General features: G+C 45.3%; 16 protein-coding genes. 11 read left to right on the top strand and 5 right to left on the bottom strand.

What is annotated here, in order from left to right; translation table 11 throughout:
• Positions 1-9 precede the first annotated feature (9 nt).
• From NC997_RS12235 to NC997_RS12195, 9 genes are all read left to right on the top strand, one after another.
• Positions 10-927, top strand: a complete 918-nt coding sequence (locus NC997_RS12235) for an NAD(+) kinase (protein ID WP_190415730.1) — start codon at positions 10-12, stop codon at positions 925-927.
• Positions 928-1,120: 193 nt separating this feature from the next.
• The gene (gene glpX, locus NC997_RS12230; RefSeq protein ID WP_190415450.1) at positions 1,121-2,158 is read left to right on the top strand and encodes a class II fructose-bisphosphatase; all 1,038 of its coding nucleotides are present in this window, start codon (positions 1,121-1,123) and stop codon (positions 2,156-2,158) included.
• A gap of 155 nt (positions 2,159-2,313) precedes the next feature.
• On the top strand, positions 2,314-3,600 hold the full coding sequence (locus NC997_RS12225) for a glutamyl-tRNA reductase (protein ID WP_190525697.1): 1,287 nt from the start codon (positions 2,314-2,316) through the stop codon (positions 3,598-3,600).
• 74 nt (positions 3,601-3,674) lie between these two features.
• The gene (locus tag NC997_RS12220; protein WP_190525695.1) at positions 3,675-6,662 is read left to right on the top strand and encodes a UPF0182 family protein; all 2,988 of its coding nucleotides are present in this window, start codon (positions 3,675-3,677) and stop codon (positions 6,660-6,662) included.
• A gap of 627 nt (positions 6,663-7,289) precedes the next feature.
• Positions 7,290-10,085 carry a SpoIIE family protein phosphatase gene (locus tag NC997_RS12215; protein ID WP_190525693.1) on the top strand — a complete coding sequence of 932 codons (2,796 nt, stop codon included), beginning with the start codon at positions 7,290-7,292 and terminating at the stop codon, positions 10,083-10,085.
• Positions 10,086-10,374: 289 nt separating this feature from the next.
• Positions 10,375-12,315 (top strand): PAS domain S-box protein, encoded by a 1,941-nt coding sequence (locus tag NC997_RS12210; RefSeq protein ID WP_190525691.1) that lies wholly within the window; start codon positions 10,375-10,377, stop codon positions 12,313-12,315.
• 306 nt (positions 12,316-12,621) lie between these two features.
• Positions 12,622-13,206, top strand: a complete 585-nt coding sequence (locus NC997_RS12205; protein ID WP_190525799.1) for a DUF6272 family protein — start codon at positions 12,622-12,624, stop codon at positions 13,204-13,206.
• Positions 13,207-13,246: 40 nt separating this feature from the next.
• On the top strand, positions 13,247-13,591 hold the full coding sequence (locus NC997_RS12200) for a hypothetical protein (RefSeq protein WP_190440992.1): 345 nt from the start codon (positions 13,247-13,249) through the stop codon (positions 13,589-13,591).
• A gap of 76 nt (positions 13,592-13,667) precedes the next feature.
• A complete protein-coding gene (locus NC997_RS12195) occupies positions 13,668-15,287 on the top strand; it encodes an adenylate/guanylate cyclase domain-containing protein (protein WP_190525689.1) in 1,620 nt (539 codons plus the stop codon).
• 293 nt (positions 15,288-15,580) lie between these two features.
• Here NC997_RS12195 and NC997_RS12190 read toward each other — a convergent pair whose 3' ends face one another.
• From NC997_RS12190 to NC997_RS12170, 5 genes are all read right to left on the bottom strand, one after another.
• Positions 15,581-16,330 (bottom strand): amino acid ABC transporter ATP-binding protein, encoded by a 750-nt coding sequence (locus NC997_RS12190; RefSeq protein WP_190525686.1) that lies wholly within the window; start codon positions 16,328-16,330, stop codon positions 15,581-15,583.
• The gene (locus NC997_RS12185) at positions 16,296-17,765 is read right to left on the bottom strand and encodes an ABC transporter substrate-binding protein/permease (protein WP_190525684.1); all 1,470 of its coding nucleotides are present in this window, start codon (positions 17,763-17,765) and stop codon (positions 16,296-16,298) included. The genes NC997_RS12190 and NC997_RS12185 overlap by 35 nt, the downstream gene beginning before the upstream one ends.
• Before the next feature lie 232 nt (positions 17,766-17,997).
• Positions 17,998-19,689 carry an iron uptake porin gene (locus NC997_RS12180; RefSeq protein ID WP_199306094.1) on the bottom strand — a complete coding sequence of 564 codons (1,692 nt, stop codon included), beginning with the start codon at positions 19,687-19,689 and terminating at the stop codon, positions 17,998-18,000.
• A 227-nt stretch (positions 19,690-19,916) separates the two neighbouring features.
• Positions 19,917-20,480, bottom strand: a complete 564-nt coding sequence (locus NC997_RS12175) for an FKBP-type peptidyl-prolyl cis-trans isomerase (RefSeq protein ID WP_190525681.1) — start codon at positions 20,478-20,480, stop codon at positions 19,917-19,919.
• A gap of 135 nt (positions 20,481-20,615) precedes the next feature.
• Positions 20,616-20,939: a phasin family protein gene (locus tag NC997_RS12170; protein ID WP_190415431.1), complete on the bottom strand. Its 324-nt coding sequence runs from the start codon at positions 20,937-20,939 to the stop codon at positions 20,616-20,618.
• Between the two features lie 217 nt (positions 20,940-21,156).
• On the opposite strand from NC997_RS12170, the gene NC997_RS12165 reads away from it, so the two are divergent.
• Both NC997_RS12165 and NC997_RS12160 read left to right on the top strand, forming a co-directional pair.
• A complete protein-coding gene (locus NC997_RS12165) occupies positions 21,157-21,465 on the top strand; it encodes a TIGR03792 family protein (RefSeq protein WP_190525679.1) in 309 nt (102 codons plus the stop codon).
• Positions 21,466-21,539: 74 nt separating this feature from the next.
• Positions 21,540-21,908, top strand: a complete 369-nt coding sequence (locus NC997_RS12160; protein WP_190525677.1) for a zinc ribbon domain-containing protein — start codon at positions 21,540-21,542, stop codon at positions 21,906-21,908.
• Position 21,909: the final 1 nt, after the last annotated feature.

The following is a 21,909-nucleotide window of genomic DNA, read 5'->3' as shown; positions in this document are numbered from 1 at the left end:
ACTCGAAGCGTGCCCAAAGCAGGGATTATATACAATGACACCAAACCTGTAGCTTGTCGCGCTGCAACAGAGTTAAAAGACAAGCTGACAGCCGCTGGTTGGGAAGTTTGCATGACAACAGGTTCCGGTGGGATTTTGGGATATTCTCGCCCCGATCGTCCGGTATGTCATACCCCAATCGATTCCCTGGCTCCCCCCGGCTTTGATGAAGAGATGAAATTTGCCGTGGTGTTAGGGGGAGATGGCACGGTTCTGGCGGCATTTCGCCAAGTGGCACCTTGCGGGATTCCCTTGCTGGCGGTGAATACTGGGCACATGGGTTTTCTCACTGAAGCTTATGTGAACCAGATCCCGCAAGCGCTGGAAATGCTCATGGCTGGGGAGTATGAAGTCGAAGAGCGGGCGATGCTCGCGGTGCAACTATTTCGCGATAATGTCCGGCTGTGGGAAGCGCTGTGCCTGAATGAAATGGTGATTCATCGGGAACCGCTCACCAGTATGTGCCATTTTGAGGTGCTGATTGGGCGTCACGCGCTGATGGATATTGCCGCAGACGGGGTGATTATCTCGACCCCGACTGGCTCGACGGCTTACTCGTTGAGTGCTGGGGGGCCGGTGGTGACGCCTGGGGTGCCGACATTACAGTTAGTACCGATTTGTCCTCATTCACTGGCGTCTAGGGCATTGGTGTTTGCAGATAGCGAACCTGTGACAATTTTCCCCGCAAATCCTAACCGACTGGTGATGGTGGTAGATGGCAATGCTGGGTGCTATGTATTGCCAGAAGATCGGGTGTATCTGGAGCGATCGCCTTTTTCAGCTCGATTCATCCGCTTGCAATCCCCTGAGTTTTTCCGAATTTTACGAGAAAAACTCGGTTGGGGTCTGCCTCACATTGCTAAACCGACATCGGTTGAATTGCCCTAAAAAAAGCCAGGAGTCATGAGTTATTCGTGATTTCCCAACGAATGACCCATGACCCATCAGCCGGACGAATTACAAAAGTTAACATAAACCAAGCCGTTAATCTCCAGCTTTGGGTATCCCCCCTCTGATAGACTTCTAACTGGAATCGCCAGATGAAACGACGCTAAATCAAGCAGTTGAGAGGATAATTTTTGTGGAAAACACGCTGGGATTAGAAATTATAGAGGTAGTTGAGCAAGCTGCGATCGCATCCTCCCGGTGGATGGGAAAAGGCGAAAAAAACATCGCTGACCAAGTCGCGGTGGAAGCCATGCGGGAGCGGATGAACAAAATTTATATGCGGGGTCGGATCGTCATCGGTGAAGGCGAACGGGATGATGCCCCCATGTTGTATATCGGAGAAGAAGTTGGTATCTGTACCCGCGAAGATGCCAAAACTTATTGCAACCCAGATGAATTAATTGAGATTGACATTGCCGTTGACCCCTGCGAAGGCACCAACCTCGTTGCCTACGGTCAAAATGGTTCAATGGCAGTTCTGGCAATTGCTGAAAAAGGCGGTTTGTTTGCCGCTCCTGACTTTTACATGAAAAAGCTGGCAGCGCCCCCAGTGGCACGCGGTCATGTTGATATTAACAAGTCCGCCACCCAAAACCTGAAGATTCTCGCAGAGTGCCTGGGTCGCTCGATTGAGGAACTGGTGGTCGTAGTGATGGATCGCCCTCGTCACAAAGAACTGATTCAAGAAATCCGGCAAGCGGGAGCCAGAGTGCGACTGATCAGCGATGGTGACGTTTCTGCTGCCATCTCCTGCGCCTTTGCCGGTACCAATATTCACGCTTTGATGGGAATTGGTGCTGCACCCGAAGGCGTCATCTCAGCAGCCGCTTTGCGCTGTCTGGGTGGACACTTCCAAGGTCAGCTGATCTACGATCCAGATGTGGTGAAAACTGGATTGATCGGAGAGAGCAGAGAGAGCAATATCGCACGGCTTAATAGCATGGGCATCACAGACCCAGACAAAGTTTACAGTGCTGAGGAACTCGCCTCTGGCAAGACAGTTCTGTTTGCAGCTTGTGGTATCACTCCTGGTACGCTCATGGAAGGCGTCCGGTTCTTCAAGGGTGGGGCACGGACTCAAAGCTTGGTCATTTCCAGCCAGTCGCAGACCGCCCGCTTTGTTGATACGATCCACATGTTTGAAGAGCCGAAGCAACTGCAATTGAGGTAGTCTGCGGATAATCGGAAATCGGGTTGCAGGTTGTAGGTTGCAGGTTGAAGGTCGTGCAGGTTAACTTTCAACCTTCAATCTTCACCCTTCAATCTTCAATCTTCTAATCTTTTAACCATCAACCCAATAAGCAATTAGTAATTAGCAATTAGCAAATGAATATTGCAGTCGTAGGTCTTAGCCATAAAACAGCGCCGGTTGAGATTCGGGAAAAATTAAGTATTCCAGAGCCAGCGTGTGAAGGTGCAACTCTTGCCCTCATGAGCTACCCCCACATTGCAGAAGTCGCGATTCTTAGCACCTGCAACCGCCTGGAAATTTACATCGTTGCTCATGAAACCGAACAGGGCGTTCGGGAAGTCACCCAATTTCTTTCCGAACACAGCAAATTTCCCCTCCATCAACTGCGGCAACACTTGTTTGTTTTGTTGCATGAAGATGCAGTCATGCACTTGATGCGAGTGTCAGCAGGTTTAGATAGTTTGGTGCTGGGGGAAGGGCAAATCCTGGCGCAAGTGAAACATACTCACAAACTGGGACAGCAATACAAGGGCATTGGTAGCATCCTGAATCGGTTGTTCAAGCAAGCACTGACTGCTGGGAAGCGAGTTCGGACGGAAACCAGTATCGGTACGGGTGCTGTCTCCATCAGTTCAGCAGCGGTAGAGTTAGCCCAGATCAAAGCCCAGAACTTGGCAGCTTGCCGAGTGATGATTCTAGGTGCGGGGAAAATGTCCCGGCTGTTAGTGCAACATTTACTGGCAAAAGGAGCGGTTCACATCTCGGTGTTGAACCGTTCTATGCAACGGGCACAGGAATTGGCGAATCAGTTCCCAGAGGCACAGTTGCAACTGTATCCACTGTCAGAAATGATGTCAGCGATCGCTTCCTCGGATTTAGTGTTTACCAGTACCTCTTCCACAGAACCCCTGTTGAATCGATCGAAACTGGAAATTCACCTGGAAGCGCACCGAGGTTTGATGATCTTTGATATTTCCGTGCCGCGTAATGTGGATGGGGATGTTAACGAGCTGGACAACGTGCAGGCGTTTAATGTCGATGACTTAAAGGCAGTGGTGGCTCAGAATCACGAAAGCCGCCGCAAGATGGCAATGGAAGCCCAGGAATTGCTAGAAGAAGAGGTGGAAGCCTTCGATCTTTGGTGGCGATCGCTTGAAACCGTTCCTACCATCAGCTGCCTGCGCGATAAAATGGAAACGATTCGCACTCAAGAGTTAGAAAAAGCTTTGTCTCGCTTGGGTACGGAATTTGCCGAAAGACATCAAGAAGTCATCGAAGCACTAACGCGCGGAATTGTCAATAAAATTCTGCACGATCCGATGGTACAACTGCGATCGCAACAGGATATCGAAGCTAGACGCAAAGCGATGCAGGCACTCCAAACTCTGTTTAACCTGGATATAGGCGAACAATTTAGCTAATCGTTCGGGGTTCATCGTTCACGGTTCATGGCAACTTCTATGAACAACGAACAAAGAACAACGAACAATGAATAATGAATCGAATTTTTCCAGGACTTTTACTGCTACTAGGACTGTGGCTAGCCTTCGATCTAGTCGCTTACCTAGTAGCAGATGTTTTTTGGTTTCAGGAAGTCGGATATCTACCGGCGTTTCTTCTCAGGGTAAGCACTCAAGCAGGGTTGTGGGCGATCGCGTTAATCGTTACCGCTGGCTTTTTACTGGGTAATCTATATCTCGCCCATCATCTTAAGTATTCTGAAGAGATTCCCCCAACAGGGTTTAAAAAAAGGGGCTTTGATTCCCCTTTTTTAAGGGGGAAGCAGCGCGTTAGCGCGGGGGTTGGAGAGGATCGAGTCTTAACCGAAGAGTATCAGAGAGAATCCTTTTCTTCAATCAGTCCTCAGTCCTCAGCCCTGAAATTGCGATCGCTTTTGTCTTTGCTAGCGGTACTTAGTTTAGCAATTGGGTTGATGTTGCTGCACTATGGTCAAATAGCCGCGAGTTATTGGCATTCTAATGCCAGCTTGCCGACCATATCTCCCCTTTTGCCAGTTTGGTTTCAACCTGAGTTGATATGGCAGATAGGTAGAAAGACGCACTTTAGCATCTGGCAGGTTGTCGTGGTGTTGGTATCGGCGGCGCTGGTGTTGATTTATTCACAGTTTTTGTTAACTGCGATCGCGCTTGTCCTCAGTTTATTCTTTGGGCTGGTGCTGTCAAGCCACTGGGCGAGAATTTTACAGTATTTTCATCCCACCAGTTTTAACAGCGTTGACCCCTTATTTGGAAGAGATATCAGCTTTTATGCATTTCAGTTACCTGTTTGGGAATTACTAGAATTTTGGTTTTTCGGACTATTTTTGTATTGTTTTGCAGCAGTCACTCTAATTTATTTGCTATCTGGAGGTAGTTTTAGTGAGGGAAGATTTCTAGGGTTTTCCAAATCCCAGATGCGTCATTTGTGCGGACTCGGCGGTTGCCTATGTACTGCTCTCGCTCTCGGCTATTGGTTATTGCGCTATCAATTGCTGTATTCCACCACCGGCGTTACCTATGGTGCCAGTTACACCGATGTCACCGTGCGATTGCCACTATATACAGGGTTAAGTTTATTTTCACTAGCGTTCGCACTTCTCCTGTTGTGGCAAACACTTCAATTAAAAATAAAAGTTCTTAAATTAAAAATTATTTTCTTGGCATTTTTAATTTTTAATTTTTCATTTCTAATTGGATTACCCACAGTGGTGCAACGCCTCATCGTTCAACCTAATGAACTGGCACGGGAACGAATCTATATTAAACACAGTATTGCCTTTACGAGGGCAGCATTTAATTTAGAGAATATTGAAGTTCAAACTTTCGACCCTCAAGGAAATCTTACTACCGCAGACCTCCAGCAAAATGAACTGACGATTCGCAATATTCGCCTTTGGGATAAGCGCCCACTTCTAGAAACAAATCGCCAATTACAACAAATCCGTCTCTATTACAAGTTTCCTGACGCTGACATTGACCGATATACTTTGAAGATAGTAGCCTCAGAGGAAACCGAGCAGACCGAAAGGCAACAAGCAATTATTGCTGCTAGAGAGTTAGATTACAGTGCCGTTCCCCCAGAAGCAAAGACTTGGGTAAACAAACATTTAATTTACACTCACGGTTATGGATTTACCCTCAGTCCGGTCAATAGAGTTGGCCCTGGTGGACTACCAGATTATTTTGTTAAAGACATAGCCACCAATCCGGATGCTGCCGACAACAGCGCCTTAAATGTATCTAGCGAACGGATTCGAGCCAGCATTCCGATTGGGATACCTCGGATTTACTACGGCGAACTCACGAATACTTATGTGATGACGCCAACGACAGTCGAAGAGTTAGATTATCCCAGTGGCAACGAGAATGTTTATAACACTTACGATGGTACTGGCGGCGTCTCCATCGGTTCGTGGTGGCGGCGTCTTTTATTTGCCGAGTATTTGAAAGACTGGCAGATGATGTTTACGCGGAATTTCACACCGCAAACCAAGCTGTTGTTTCGCCGCAATATTGCACAGCGAGTTCAGAAGATCGCGCCTTTCTTGCGGTTTGACAGCGACCCCTACTTAGTGGTTGCCAAGACCGATGCATCGAAGGAGCAAAATTACATTTACTGGATTATTGACGCTTATACAACAAGCGATCGCTATCCTTACTCCGATCCTGGCGAAAACCAATTTAATTACATCCGCAACTCTGTCAAAGTCGTCATCGATGCCTATAACGGTTCGGTTAATTTTTACGTTGCCGACCCCCAAGACCCGATTATTAACTCCTGGACTGCTATCTTTCCCGATCTGGTAAAACCATTAAATGTGATGCCCGCTTCCCTGCGGAGTCATCTCCGCTATCCAGTGGACTTTTTTAGCATTCAGTCGGAACGGTTGCGGACTTATCACATGACCGACCCCCAGGTGTTCTACAACCGGGAAGACCAGTGGCAGGTTCCGACTGAGATTTATGGCAGCGAACCGCGACCCGTGGAACCTTACTACCTGATTATGAAACTGCCGACGGCCCAGGAAGAAGAATTTATTCTTCTCCTGCCTTTCACACCTAGGCAACGCACTAACTTAATCGCCTGGTTGGCGGCACGTTCCGATGGAAATGAATACGGCAAGTTGTTACTTTACGAGTTTCCCAAGCAACAACTGGTTTACGGAACCGAGCAAATCGAAGCTTTAATCAACCAAGATCCGGTTATTTCTCAGCAAATTTCTCTCTGGAATCGGCAGGGAGCAAGGGCAATACAAGGTAATTTGTTAGTAATTCCGATTGAGCGATCGCTTCTCTACGTCGAACCTCTTTATTTGGAAGCCGAACAAAATAGTCTGCCGACTTTAGTGAGAGTGATTGTTGCCTACGAAAACCGTATTGTTATGGCAGAAACTCTAGAAGAAGCACTTAAAGCAATCTTCCAACCAGCACAACCAACTACCCCAGCAATTATTCGTCCTGTGGAACCGTCGGGCGTTCCTTGAATCGCTTAATACAGGAAATTTAGCAGTTTGGAGAGTGCGAAATGAAAATGTTTCCACAGGCGTAAATTCTGAAATACAGCGCACTCAACAAAACAACAGAAACCTCCAATTAGGGGTAACACGCTTCTGTTACAGACATAAAGTAAAACGGTTTAAGTCGCTTATGAATGTAATTTGATATTAGTATTGCTTTTAAATATTTAATTTTTATTTTATAGTTCCTAATTCAGGATTGATCGCAACCCCAAGAACAACTAACCATGAATCTAGCAGTTATAAATGATTCGTGAAGGCAAAATCTCCGACTTATTCGAGAAGTCGGAGATCTAAACCGCTGGCTCACAACTCAAATAGGATTGCTATAGATGGATAAGTGTATCTAGAGAAAATAAATCGGTAGAACCGATGAAATTACCGAAGCCGAAAACAGGGCTGGGATGCAATACTGACTAGGACAGCGTTGTGTTGAAAATCTGCAACGCTTTGCAAGTTCTTAAACAGAAATGATTCGATATATAAATTTAAAAAAGTAGCCGATTACGATTAATTCCTCAAAATTTCAATAGCGCGATCGCTCTCATTGTCAAGCGTTAAAAATAAATTGACATAAAAATACGAATAAACCTGATGACCTCAACACCATTGCCGACAATCATAGACTCTGCGCCTCCGAATCGGTACTCAGCCCCGCGCTTACCCCGCAGTCTTAGCTCTCTGGAAACGTGGGGCTTTGGTGTAACAGCTCATATCTCTTGGCCTGCCATAGCCCCCGTACTGCACATTGCTCTCGGTACGGGGGCTATTTTTGTCTGGTTGCCAGGAACGATCCTTGGCATCTTGCTAAACCTGCAAGTAAAACGCTTAGGCAGGCATTTTCCTGACGTAGCCGGAGGAACGCCCAACTATACCACCCGATTGCTAAAGCACTATCCGGGGTTAGCCCGTTACGCGGCAGTTGGTTACTTCTTCAGCTGGGTTTCGACGCTGGCGATTAACGTGGTTGTCCTTACAGAACTCATTAAGGTAAACCTGGAGCCTTTAGGAATTGCTTGTCCCGATACTCTTGTGAAAGTTGGCTTGACGCTGATCGCGTTTATTTTGGCGTTTAGCGGCACCCGCGCTTTAAGTATCCTGCACTTATTTTTTGTTATCCCGGCAATTGGACTTTTACTCGCTTTTTGTCTATTTGGCATCGGCTGGTTAGCCATTTCCCCAGCAAGTCCTGGGTTTTTCCCATCCAGTTGGTCGCCTCCCTCTTTTGTGGATTGGGCGAAGTGGTTATTCTTCGTCACCTACACGACCTACGCTTGTGAATCTGCGTCTGCATTTGTTGCTGATAGCCGACGCCCTGATGAAACGTTGCGGTTTCTAAGTATCTCCTGTTGGATCATGCCGCCCATCTTTCTGGGGGGTTCCTGGGTACTGATGCGCTTAGCAACCGACCCAGGTTTGGGTAGTGACACTTTCTTAAATTTGTTAGCAGTTTCTACGCCGTTCTGGGGGCAGTCGGCAGCGATCATCGTTACCTTTTTTCTCGCTGCTGGGTCGCTTCTGAGTTGCGCGACGGTGCTTTCCAACTGTCCCCGAATGCTGTACCAACTTGCTACAGACGGACATTTATCTCCCGTGTTCGCTGTGGTGTCCCGACGGGGTGTATTCGGTCCCGCTTTGGTGCTGACGTTGTTGTTCACTTTCATTTGTCTAGCTTGGGGGGATGTCGCCCGGATTGCGGTGGTGAGTAACACCGGCTGGTTTGTGTCTATCATGTCGGTACATTTAGCACTGTGGCTGCGCCGAAAGAGACCGGAGGTATTTCTGCCTTGGTGGTCGGGGGTCTTCTTTTTGCTGGAAGTCGTTGTCTTAGTGGTTGGGGGTTTGGCTTGGGGTTGGAAAGACTTCTTGATTGGGTTGCTATTTCCCCTAGGGATTTTGGCAGCAGATCGGGTGATACGCCGCATCCGGTGGGCACCCTTTCATGCTGCTTGGTGGATTCAACATTACCGAGGGCGATCGCAAACTAAAATATCCGATTTTGTAGGGTTTCAGGTAGTCATCCTGATCTTACTGATCTGTAGCGCTGCCACGATTAGCTGGATGTTTAGAGCCAGAATTGGGGCGGTAGACCTAGGTCAGAATGGCAACAATCTCTATGTGGTGATGCTGCTGATCGCTGCCTTTGTTGGGGTAGCGATCGCTTGCTGGACAAGTTTGCCCCAAGTCATGGCAATTGTCGAAGCCAGAGAACAGTCTGAGCATTTGTTTAATATTGCCATTGACGGGATTCTCGTCGTCGATGAAAAGGGCGTTATTCGGCAAGCCAACCCAGCCGCCGAGCAACTATTAAAAGCGATCGCTCCCAATCTCCTAGGATGTCGTCTCAACCAGATATTTCCCGCCTTGGCAGGTCAACCAGATAATTGGTCGAGTCGGAGCGAACATACCCTAAAAACGCCCGAACATCCCACCATCGTTGAGGCAGCCGTCTCTAACCGTTTCAATCAGGACTTTCAAGAGTATGTAGTACTGGTGCGCGATATTACCGAACGCCAGCAAGCTGAGGAGGCGGTGCGGAATTACAGCCACACTTTGGAACAAAAAGTTGACGAACGCACCAGCGAACTCGCTCACGCCAACGCCGAGATTCTTGCCCTCAACGAACGTCTTCAAGCCGACAATATCCGCATGAGCGCTGAGTTAGCCGTAACGCGCCGACTGCAACAGATGCTATTGCCTAAACAGCAAGAACTTGAATCGCTTCCTGGACTGGAGATTGCCAGCTTTATGGAACCTGCCGAAGAGGTAGGCGGCGACTACTACGATGTACTCAATTATGAGGATAAAGTCAAAATCGGGATCGGCGATGTCACTGGACACGGACTCGAAAGCGGCGTCTTAACGATCATGGTGCAGACAGCAGTCCGGACGCTACTGGAAAACAACGAAACCGACCCCAAAAAATTTTTGGACGTACTCAACCGCACTATTTATCACAATGTGCAGCGGATGAGTTCCGATAAAAATCTTAGCCTTTCCTTATTGGACTACCAAGGGGGAACGCTACGCCTGACGGGGCAACACGAAGAAATGATTGTTGTGCGTTCCGGCGGTCAGGTGGAACGGATAGACACGGTTGATTTAGGCTTCCCGATTGGGCTAGAAGCAGACATTACCAATTTCGTTGCCCAGATTCAGTTGCAATTGCACTCAGGGGACGTCGTGGTGCTGTACACCGATGGCATTACTGAAGCCGAAAATAGATTCAAGGTGCAATACGGGTTAGATCGGCTGTGCGACATAGTCAGCCGCAGCTGCCAACAGACCGTTGAGGAAATTAAACAAGCTGTGATTGAGGATCTGCGACGGCATATCGGTGAGCAAAAAATTTACGATGACATCACTTTGCTGATTCTTAAACAGAAATAAGCCGAGTTTGACTTCTTATCTGTTGTAGATGCAAAACAGCTTGCATTGCCTTCACACCAAAGGCTGTAGTCTGCGCTGTTTGTATAGAACTTGCACTTTATCTTTCGTGAGTTTGCTGCCGCTCTCAAACTCAAATTGCTGGAGCTAGAACTTTTAACCAGTTTGTAAGTAAATGTTCTGTAAAGTTTGTTACAAAAGCCCCTAAGAAAGGGAATATTTAAATAGTGATACAAAACTCTAAAAATATCCCTTGCTAGGGTAATTCATTTTTTGGCAAAGATAAAAATTTATGGCAATTGAGGAAGAAAAATCATTAACAGAACAGCTCTTTTTGAAGATAGAAAGCTTGTCCCAAGAATTGGAAGACTTGAAAAGAGAAAAAGTTGACTTGGAAATCTTGCTGGAGAATACTACCGAACACTCGGATACGGTTGCAGCGCAGTTGTATGACAAGGCAGTGGAGGCGGGAAAACAAAGCGATCGCAGGCTGGCGCAATTTCTGGAAGCCCTGCCAGTGGGCGTCTTCGTGGTTGATGCTAGCGGTAAATCTTACTACGCCAATCAGACGGCACAGCAAATCCTAGGCAAAGGCATTATGTCAGAAGCCACTGTCGAGGAATTGCCAGAGACTTATCAACTTTATCTCGCAGGCACAGAGCAATTGTACCCCAGCGATCGCCTGCCAATTATACGAGCGTTGAGAGGCGAAAAAGTAACCGTTGACGATACGGAGATTTATCAAACAGACAAAATAATTCCCATAGAGGTGTGGGCGTCCCCCATTTTTGATGACCGGGGCGATATTGCTTATGCGATTGCTGCCTTTCAAGACACCACCGAGCGCAAGCGATCCGCGGAAGCGCTGCAACAAGCGGAAACGAGGTATCGCAGTATCTTTGAAAATGCCATTGAGGGGATTTTCCAGATTACATTAGACGGGCACTACATTTGTGTCAATCCGGCACTGGCAAAAATTTACGGCTATGAGTCTCCTGAGGAGATGATGAGTAGCATTCCAGAAATCAAAGATCAAGTTTATGTTGACCCGAAATGCCGCAAGAACCTCTTAGCTTTATTAACCAAACAGGGTGAAGTTAAAGGATTCGAGTATCAAATTTATCGCCAAGATGGCAGCATCATCTGGGTTTCCGAGAATACTCGCGGGATTTGTGATGCCAACGGCACCTTACTCTACTACGAGGGAACCATTATTGATATCACTGAGCGCAAGCAGATTGAGCAATCTCTAAGGGCAAGCGAAGCGCGAGAACGAGAAAAAGCTCAACAGTTAGCGCGATCGCTGCGCGATTTGCAGCAAGCTCAAGTTCAATTAATACAAAGTGAAAAAATGTCTTCTCTTGGTCAATTAGTCGCAGGAATTGCCCACGAAATCAATAATCCAGTTAATTTTTTATCTGGCAATCTCACTTATGTCTACGACTACACCTGCGATTTGCTTAGGTTGTTAAAACTTTACCAACAGCATTATTCAAATCCAGTACCAGAAATCCAATCAGAGGCACAAGCTATGGATGTTGATTTCCTAGCAGAAGACCTGCCTAAAATACTTTCTTCTCTGAAAATAGGAATAGATCGTATCCATCAAATTAGCGTGTCTCTGCGAACCTTCTCTCGTGCAGATACATCCAGAAAGACACTTTTTAATATTCATGATGGCATTGATAGCACTCTACTAATTTTGAAGCATCGCTTAAATTCAAACGGAAATCGTCCAGAAATTACATTAATTAAAGAATATGAAAATATCCCGCTTGTTGAGTGTTATGCCGGACAACTTAATCAAGTGTTCATGAATCTCATTGCCAATGCCATTGATGCGCTAGAAGAAGCAATAGCTTCTGGAATTTTCAGGAAAAATCAAAAACTTGTGCCTACTATTCGGATTAGCACGGAAATAAAGCAGAATAATCTAAGGGTAAAAACTGAAAATAAATTAGTTGATTCTTCATTCTTTGGGCTTAATTTCTCTCATATTTTGATTCGGATTGCAGATAATGGAGTTGGTATTTCAGAAGAGGCAAAGCAACAGTTGTTTAAACCTTTGTTTACAACCAAGCAAGTCGGCAAAGGCACTGGATTGGGTCTCTCAATCAGTCATCAAATTGTAGTAGAAAAACATGGGGGACAGCTTGGATGTATCTCTGAACTAGGGCAAGGAACAGAATTCCACATTGAGATTCCGATTAGCTGTACAGAGGCAAATCAATGAGCCAATGTACAAGCAAATCATCTTCGCGATGTTCAAGCAAAAATGCGTAATTGGTAATGAATGTTGAGTTAAAAGGAATTATTTATAGTAATTCTCGTTTGGATGCAGTACAGTTTAATCCCACCTCTGCCGCTGCCCGAAAACCAGGGAGCAGTTCCATATTCCCCTTCTTTGCTTTTCAAAGAGGCGGTTAAGAAGCAAGTAGCAGAATGTATTGTAAGCGAGAGGAGTAACCACTATATTTCAAGACTTAGAACTCAAAATATGACCAACTACCAATTACCAATTACCAATTACCAAATTGATATGATTCAAATATTCGGAGACTTCAGGGACGAGCTTCCAAGCAGTCAGGAAGGCTTAACAATTGTATTTTCGCCTACCTCCATCCCCCTAAAGCAACGCTGGCGCAATAATGGTTTATCGGCTGATTTTATGGCTGACTATTTTGCAACTTTCTTTCCTGGTAATAAAAATACGACCGAAACCGACCCAAAAGCAGAGATAAAAAGTGCTGTTAGTTTTATCGCTAATGAGTTGCTAGAGAATGCGATGAAATTTAACGATGACATATCAGTGCAACCTATCAGTATTCGGCTGCAAATGCATAACGATCGCCTGGTATTCCTTGGTACGAACAATATCAATCCAAGCGCGATCGCTAAGTTTCAGGCATTTATCACAGAGTTAACCACCTGCGATCCGAGCGAGTTCTATCTTCGCCAGCTAGAAAAAAATGCAGAAGACGAGAGCGAGAGCGAATCTGGGCTAGGCTTTTTGACAATGATGAACGATTATCAGGCTAAGCTAGGTTGGAAGTTTGAGACTATCCAAAAAGAGTCGGAGCCGGAAGCGATCGCCGTGACCACAATGGTGCAGTTGGCAGTATAGCTTACCGAGTTGTTCAGAATATGCAAGGAGTTGATGCGTAATGGAAATTAAGACCGAAGATTACAGCATTTGGTACGACTCGGTTACTGAAACAGCGATCTTTCAGGGTTCGCTTCGACTTAGCGGAATGGAAGAATATGCACCAATCGTAAAGTTACTTAACGAGCTAGTAGATTCAGAGCCACCAAAAATTACCTTGAATTTGCGGGAACTAGAATTTTTGAATAGTTCGGGAATCAATGTTCTGTCGAAATTTGTCATCAATGTGCGTCAAAAAGAAAGTATGCAGATGATTGTACAAGGCTCTAAGAATATCCCCTGGCAAAGTAAGTCGTTGAAAAATTTGCAGCGGCTAATGCCTTCTTTACAGCTGGAATTGGCATAAAAACTCCTACAAGGCTAAGATACTGGCACTGAAAACTAGATAAGTTCATTTTCGTCGAAGTGCAAATCGTAAGGCGATGCAAGAAGAACAACCCTCAAGGGAACAGCTGTTTTTAGAAATCGCAAATCTGCGACGGGAATTGGAAGACTTAAAAAACAAAAAAGCTGACTTAGAAATCTTGCTGGAGACGACAACAGAACACTCCGATATAGTTGAAGCTCAGCTGCATCAGTCCAATCAACAGCTACAAGCCGAAATTGCCGAACGCCAGCGTACCGAAGAAGCACTACAAGCGAGTCAAGCCGCGCTCCAGTCTCTTTTGACAATCGTTACTAGAGATAAGATCGATTTGGAAATTTTGCTGGAGACGACTACGGAACATTCCGATAGGGTGGAAGCTGAGTTGCATCACAAAGCAGAGGAGGCAGTACGTGCCAGCGAGAGAAGGTTGGCTCAATTTCTAGAAGCCGTGCCGGTAGGTGTTTTCGTGATTGATGCGAGGGGCAAACCCTACTACGCCAATCATACGGCACAGCGGCTTCTCGGCAAGGGCATCGTCCCGGAAGACACCACCGCTCAACTGCCAGAACTTTATCAAGCTTATGTGGCAGGGACAGATCGGTTGTACCCGAATGCCCAACAGCCCCTAGCGCTGGCGTTGAGTGGCTCCTGCTCGACTGTTGATGATATGGAGGTTCGCCAAGCAGACAAGATTATCCCGATAGAGGTGTGGGCAACGCCAATTTTTGATGAGAAGGGCGAAATTGTCTACGCGATCGCTGCCTTTCAAGATATCACGCGACGCAAGAAGGCAGAAGCAGAGCGAATTCAGTTAATCGATCAACTTTATCAACTTAACACTGCTTACGAGCGGTTTGTACCCCGTGAATTTCTTCAGTTTTTGAAGAAAAAAAGCATTATTGATGTCACATTAGGCGACCAAGTGCAGCAGGAAATGTCGGTATTATTTGCCGACATTCGAGACTTTACTGCACTATCAGAAAAAATGACGCCGTCAGACAATTTTCAATTTATTAATGCCTTTTTAAGCCGCATGGAGCCTGCTATTACCGAGAATAATGGCTTCATTGATAAATATATCGGTGATGGGATTATGGCGCTGTTTAGCGGCAGTGCAGATGATGCGATTAAAGCAGCCATTACCATGCTACATAATCTTGCCGAGTATAATCAGCATCGCGCCCAAGCTGGTTATCATCCAATTCAAATCGGAATTGGCATCAATACGGGTTCTTTGATGCTGGGTACGGTGGGAGGAAATAACCGGATGCAGGGCACTGTCGTTAGCGATGCTGTCAACTTAGCCTCCCGTATTGAAGGATTGACGAAAGAGTATGGAGTGTCATTATTAATCAGTCATCAGACTTTCTTACAGTTACAAAATTCATCTGATTATTTCATCCGCATTATCGATCGGGTGAAAATAAAAGGTAAATCCGAAGAAGTAACAGTTTATGAAGTATTCGATGGGGATTTAGCGGAATTAAAAGATGGTAAATTAAGCGCAAAAACAATATTTGAAAAAGCTTTGTTATTTTACAAAAATCAAAAGTTTCATGAAGCTGCACAACTCTTTCAAGATTGTTTATGGTATAACCCGATGGATAAAGTTGCTAAGATATATTTAGAGCGCTGTCAATTTGTATCTACTAATTTCAGGATAAATGAAGAGTAATCGAAGCAGAAGTATTTAGTTAGAAATATATTTTCAAGACTAGTATTTGTAATTTAAGTTACTTATCTATATAAAAATACAGAAGTTTTTCAATCAACTTTGGGTAAATAAGGGGGTAATAGACGAAGAGACAGTAGAAACAACAGCAAAACTACGGCAGAAACTACAACAATTGCTTAAAAACTAACTGGTTTATTACTCAAATGAGCGAACGAGGCTGCCTAAATTGCTGAGGAGCGTGGTAGATTAGCCCAAGTGTATACAGAAAGAATGCAGCCTCTAACGATTATCTTTTACAAGATTTTATCCAAGAATTGCTTAGCGCGATCGCAGTCTGGATTTGTAAAGAACTTACTAGGTGGTGAATCTTCAGCCAGTTTTCCACCATCAAGAAACAAAATGCGGTCGGCAACTTCTCGCGCGAACCCCATTTCATGGGTGACAATTGCCATTGTGATACCAGTTTTGGTGAGGTCTTTCATCACCTCTAGCACCTCTTTCACCATTTCCGGGTCGAGTGCCGAGGTCGGTTCGTCAAACAACATGATATCTGGCTTCATTGCCAAGGAACGCGCGATCGCGACCCGCTGTTTCTGCCCCCCTGACAGCTTAGAAGGATAAACATCAGCCTTTTCTGATAAACCTACTTTATTCAGCAGTTCCATTCCTTCTCGCCGCGCCTCTTCCGAAGAAATGCCCTTTACCTTTTTAGGCGCATACGTCACATTAGAAAGGACGGTTTTGTGAGGAAATAAATGGAAATGTTGAAACACCATCCCGACATTTTGCCGAACCTTCATAATGTCGGTTTTTCGTGAGGTGATGTCTGCTCCTTGTATATAAATCTTACCCGAAGTTGGCACTTCCAGTAAATTCATGCACCTCAAGAAAGTGGACTTACCAGAACCCGAAGGGCCAATCACTGCCACAACTTCCCCGTGTCTAATCTCAGTCGAAATTCCTTGCAAAACCTTCAGATTTCCAAAAGATTTATGCAAATCTTCAACCTTAACTGCTGCGTTGTAATCTTCGTTCGAGTACATAACCCCCCCATGTTAAACTCATGACCATTAAATAGTAAATTGCACCTGCAAATAGCAAAGGTTCAAAGTAAATATATTGTTCTGCACCCACAATTTGGGCACGGCGTAACAAGTCAGTTACCCCAATTGTAGAGACTAATGCTGAGTCTTTGAGTAGTGCAATACTCTCATTTACTAATGCTGGCAAAATATTTTTTATCGCCTGTGGCAAGATAATATCCAGCATCATCGGTCTATAGGGAACTCCTAAAGACAAAGCAGCTTCCTGTTGACCTTTATCAACGGCAAGAATACCGCCGCGAATTGTTTCAGAAATGTAAGCGCCTGAGTTGAGAGTAAAGGTAATGACACCGGCTAATAATGCCGGAATATTGTAGCCAATCAACTGAGGCGTTGCGTAATAAACTAAAGCGATTTGCAATAGTAGCGGCGTTCCTCGAAAGATAGAGGTGTAGGCTGTTGCAAACCAAACCAGTGGTTTAAAGGTAGAAATCTTAAATAAAGAGAGGATTGTCCCCCAAATAAAGCCCAAAATTGCTGAGATAGCAGTGAATTGGAGAGTTACTAATATTCCTTTTAGAATAAAAGGAATCCGAGGCGTTATCTTAGCAAAAGCCAAGCTGGAACTGCTGGCGGGAATTTCAGTTTTTCCATTATTTTCAAACCACTTTGTCACCAACCTTTCTATTTCACCGTTCTGTTTCATTTCTGCCAGAACGCGGTTGAAGTCATTGACTAGAGGCGAACCTTTGGCGAAAGCGATCGCACTCCCTGCTTCCCCAGTATTCGGAACCGTATTAAATTCTAAATCTGGGTTATTGGCAATAAAACCTTTAGCGATGGTATCTTCGATAATTGCAGCGTCGATACGATTTGATTTAACTTCTTGGATAATTTCACCAGTCTTATTAAGGGCTACCAGATTCGCGCCCTTTATTTCTTTAGCAGCTTTTTCTTGAGTAGAACCCAATTGAACGCCGACTTTTTTTCCAGCTAAACTTTCAGGTGTCGTTAGGTTACTACCTTTTCTAGCAACAATTGTATTTTTAGCTTCATAGTAAATATCGGAAAAATCAACATTTTTTCTCCGTTCTGCTGTTGGTGTCATCCCAGCCATCGCAAAGTCAGCCCGACCGGATTGCACAGCCGGAATTATGCCGCTAAAATCTGTATCTTTAATCTCAAGTTGAAACCCTAGCTCTTTAGCAATATAGTTGGCAATGTCTACGTCGAAACCTACAATATCAGCGCTACCGCTAGCCGTATCTCGAAATTCATAAGGTGGATAGTCCGCTGACGTGACCATCACAAATTTTTTACCTTGATATTGTGGCGATTGTGCAAAGACGCGATCGCTTCTCCAACCCCCACAAAGTAAACTTATCGATAATGTAATAGAAAATAGGATGGCAAAAAGCCATTTCCTTTTTGGCATGGCTAGTAAATCCTTAATGTCTTAATGTATAAATATTTAACACTCAAACCACAAGACCATTTCTACTATCTTAAGGATGATATTTTGCTTACATAAAGTTACATTTTCAAAATTTTTATGATAAATAAGCTCATAAAAAAACATAGGTTTGTTAACCTTACTCCAAACCCTCTTCACCTCCCTCTAACCCTCTCCTAAGAGGAGAAAGTCAGCAGGTTAGGTTTGTTTGATTCTAAAAGACGAAACTCGTTCTCACCACACCAATCACAGCATCGGGATTTCGCTCATCATGGTTAGGTGCTGTTAGCCAAAAGAAACCAGGAGTAATCGAAATATTTTCGGTTAATTGATATTTGTAGAAAGCTTCGATGTGATATCCGGTATCGCGATCGCTTCTTTGTCCGGGAGGTAAACCAATCGCCTCTGCTAAAGCACGATTGCTAGTCCCTGTTAACTTTGGTTGCATCCCTAACACAATGCCACCTAAATTTCCCTTTTTGCCCAAATCAGGGAAAGCCAGCGTTACCGCATAATTCCAGACATCTGCATCCCCCTTGATATTACCAAGAGCGCGGGCGGCTGTGTAACCCACCCAGCCACCGAGTTCAAAGCGGGGACTAAATCGGTAATTAACTTGTGCGCCATAACCATTACCGACCACAGGATTTCCATCAGGATCGGTGAGATCGATGACTTTGGCGGCATTGCTACCTGCGAGAGTATCGACACCAAAAGCTTGAGAAAAAGAGTTCAGGTAAAGCAAGCCAAGTTTCAAGCGATCGCCACTATAAACCAACTGGGCAAAAGCACTGTAACCACCATTAAATATACCTGAATCTCTGCCTGGGTTACTAGGACCGTTAGGGGCGTCTTCACCAAAGTAACCAACATCTAAACTGAGGGCTTCGCTAAGGGCATAATTTGCTGCAATCCCAGCTCGATTTCCCAAGGGAAAATACACAGGATTGACTTGACCAAAATTAGAAATAGCACCCGTAGAAGTGTCGATAAAAGGAGCAATTGTATCTGTTACATACGACGGATCGATTGAACCCGCTTCAATATAAATTCTGAGTTTGTCTCCAACTGGAAAGCGATACTCTAATTGGCTAATTCTGGCTTCATTATTTTGAGATACGCTACTGGGAGTAAACCGAGTTTCACCTGTTAAGCCTGGATCTGGCCCTCCACCAAATGTTGCCCCAGTGTCAAACTGTCTTAAGTTAGTGATTTGAAATCGAGTTCTTAAACGGTCTTTTCCAGTGAAGCTAGTATTAAAATCAATGCGAGTCCGATGACCGAGAGTAGCGTTATTTACATCGCTAGCATTCTCACCAAAAGCATCACCTGCATAGGTGATAACCTCACCGCCTAATTTAGTGGTCGTAGAAAATTGGTGAGCTTCCAGTTGGGTTGTTCGAGCTTCCAAAGTATCCACTCGACCCCGCAGCGCCGTCAGTTCTGTTCCAAATTCATCAATCAGCCGTTGTAAGGTTCCTAAATCGTCTTTGGTGACAAAATCTGCTGAACTAGCAGCAATCAATTTCTCAATTTGCTGCAAGCAGGTATTTAACCCAGCCGCAAATTCATAACGACTCAGCGCCCGATTGCCACGAAAGGTGCCATCCGGATATCCTGAAATACAACCGTAACGTTCAACAAGCGATCGCAGGGCTTCATACGCCCAATCCGTCGGTTCTACATCTCGCAACTGCGACACGTTGCTGACTCGATCCATCGCATCAGTCTCTTCAGTTCCCTGAGAAACGGTATCTGCCCCAACTAGAGCGTCAGTATCCTGGGCAAAGGGATGGGTTTCCTCTGACACAGTTGGAAATTCTGCTGCTTGGGCAATGCTAGCGCTCGCTAAAGCGTTAACTAGCACCGCGAGGCAAAATTTTAGAGGGGCACGAAACAGTTTCAAGACGGTCTCTCCTCACACTTTTTGGCATTCCTAATGAATTTTGTCACGTAAATGCCGATCGTGCTCGCTGAATTTACGCTGGATGTTGTTTAAATACTACATTTTTGCCTAGCAAGTAATTGTATATTCTCCTACCAAGAAGAAGTTCAACATATACTCTTGTTGATTATGCGAAAAACAACCCCAATTTCTTGGAGAAATCGGGGTTCTAAAAACTGAGGATTTAGTTATCTAATGTCCAACAATTCTACGTCGAAAATTAGAGTGGCGTTAGGAGGAATGACTCCACCCGCACCACGAGAGCCATATCCCAATTCAGGAGGGATAATTAACTGGCGGCGTCCGCCGACTTTCATGGTGCTGAGTCCTTCGTCCCAGCCTTTGATGACTTGTCCAACGCCGAGTTTGAACTCGAAGGGAGAATTGCGATCGCGCGAACTATCAAACTTCGTGCCATCCTTTAGAGTGCCGGTGTAATGCACTACCACCCTTTGACCTGTTTTAGGAGTTGCCCCCTCGCCTTCCTTTAACTCAGTGTACTTAAGACCAGAAGGCGTTGTCTTCACTTCGCCACTGGCAGTTTCATCACTTCCTGGGTTGGTATTCATCGTTATAAGCCTTGTAATATCAGCAGTAGGATCGTTACTGGGAGTTTTTGCAACAACTGCGGTTTCAGTTTTGGTTAGTTCAGCTGCTTTTGCATCTCCTTGATTGCTGCTCGTAACTTGAGCAAAAATCAAGAGTACTACACAGGTAAACATTACCCCAACGCTGATTAGAATTTCTCTCATTCATCCGTTCTCCGTACCTCTAAGACCTCAAAACTTTAGATTTTAGATTGAGAGAATTTTCGATTTAATCCAAAATTCCCCATCCAAAATCCAAAATTGATTGTCCCACTAGATTTTCAATCCTATCAGCTTTACTTACCGCCAGAGCTTATTTTCCATATCACGCACCTGACGTTCGAGCCGGTCAATGCGTCCCCGCAATTCATCCATTTCCGACTGGCGAGGAACCCCCAGATCCTGCAACATATTCCGCATTTGCCGTTGCATCTGGATCTCCAAGTTCCCCTGATCTGACTTGAGCTGCTGCATCAAATCATCTACCATCCCCTTAGCTTGCTCGGGGTTGATTTTGCCTTCCTTGACCCATTCATCGCTCACTTCGCGGATTTTGTCGGCTACCAAAGACGTAGTCCCCACACCCATCATTAGTAGCTGCTTAAGCCAGTTGTTATTATCCATTTTCCCTTCCTGTCACTCCGCCGCGACTTTGAGCGGCTAAACACGTATCATAAAGCGGTGCTAAAATCTTACCGATTTTTCGCCTACAGTTCTATTTTGTGACATTCTCTCAACAACTGCCGCCCATCTTCCAGACTTTGCTCGTGGCAAAATCAATCGCTCTGATGGATGATTGAAGAGTCTATTTACAGCTTCAAAGCAGCTTATACTCCAGCTCATGGTAATTGAGTGGCTTCAGGTAAGAGTCCCCCCCGAACTGCGGGAAAAATACATTCAGAAGGATGGCGAAATCTGGACGGCTTTCCTCGCCGGATGTCCGGGTTTTTTGGGTAAAGAAGTCTGGCTCAACCCGAACGAGCCAACAGAGGTCATTTTAGTCATTCGCTGGGCGACGCGGGAACAGTGGAAGTCTGTTGCGTCAGAACGCCTGGAAGAAATCGAGCGGCAGTTTGTCCAAGCGATGGGAGAGGCTTTTCCCATCGTTCAGTTAGCAGAATATCAAATCCGAAAGTTTCCCCAAGCTTAAACTGGATCTAGAGGTCTTTTTAGATTGCGACTTGCTAGACCGGATACAGACCCAGAATTACCGTGCTGTTATCCATGCCGAACTGTCCTAAATGCCATCAACCCGTCAATGCCCAGGTAACGACCTGTCCTTATTGCCGAATTGAGCTAAAAGCCTACGGTCATCCTGGCATTCCCCTGCATCGAGCAACGGGGGAGAAATTTCTGTGCGACACCTGCACTTACCACGAAGATGATACCTGTACGTTTTCCAAGCGTCCTTACGCCCAAGAATGTACGATGTATAGCGATCGCTCTCAAGAATCTCACCCGATGACTGCCACTCACTACAGTCTCGGCTGGCGTCACTCGCTTCAACTTTGGTGTCAGCGAAACCAGCCTTTGCTGCTGCTATTCGGTCTCATCGTCGTAAGTTTAGCGATCGCTTTCTATGCAAGCAAATAAT

The sequence above is a fragment of the Trichocoleus sp. DQ-A2 genome (assembly GCF_039961915.1).
In the GTDB taxonomy this organism is placed as follows: domain Bacteria; phylum Cyanobacteriota; class Cyanobacteriia; order Cyanobacteriales; family FACHB-T130; genus FACHB-T130.
Note: the sequence above shows the minus strand (reverse complement) of the source record. Positions and strands in the feature narration are given on the sequence as shown.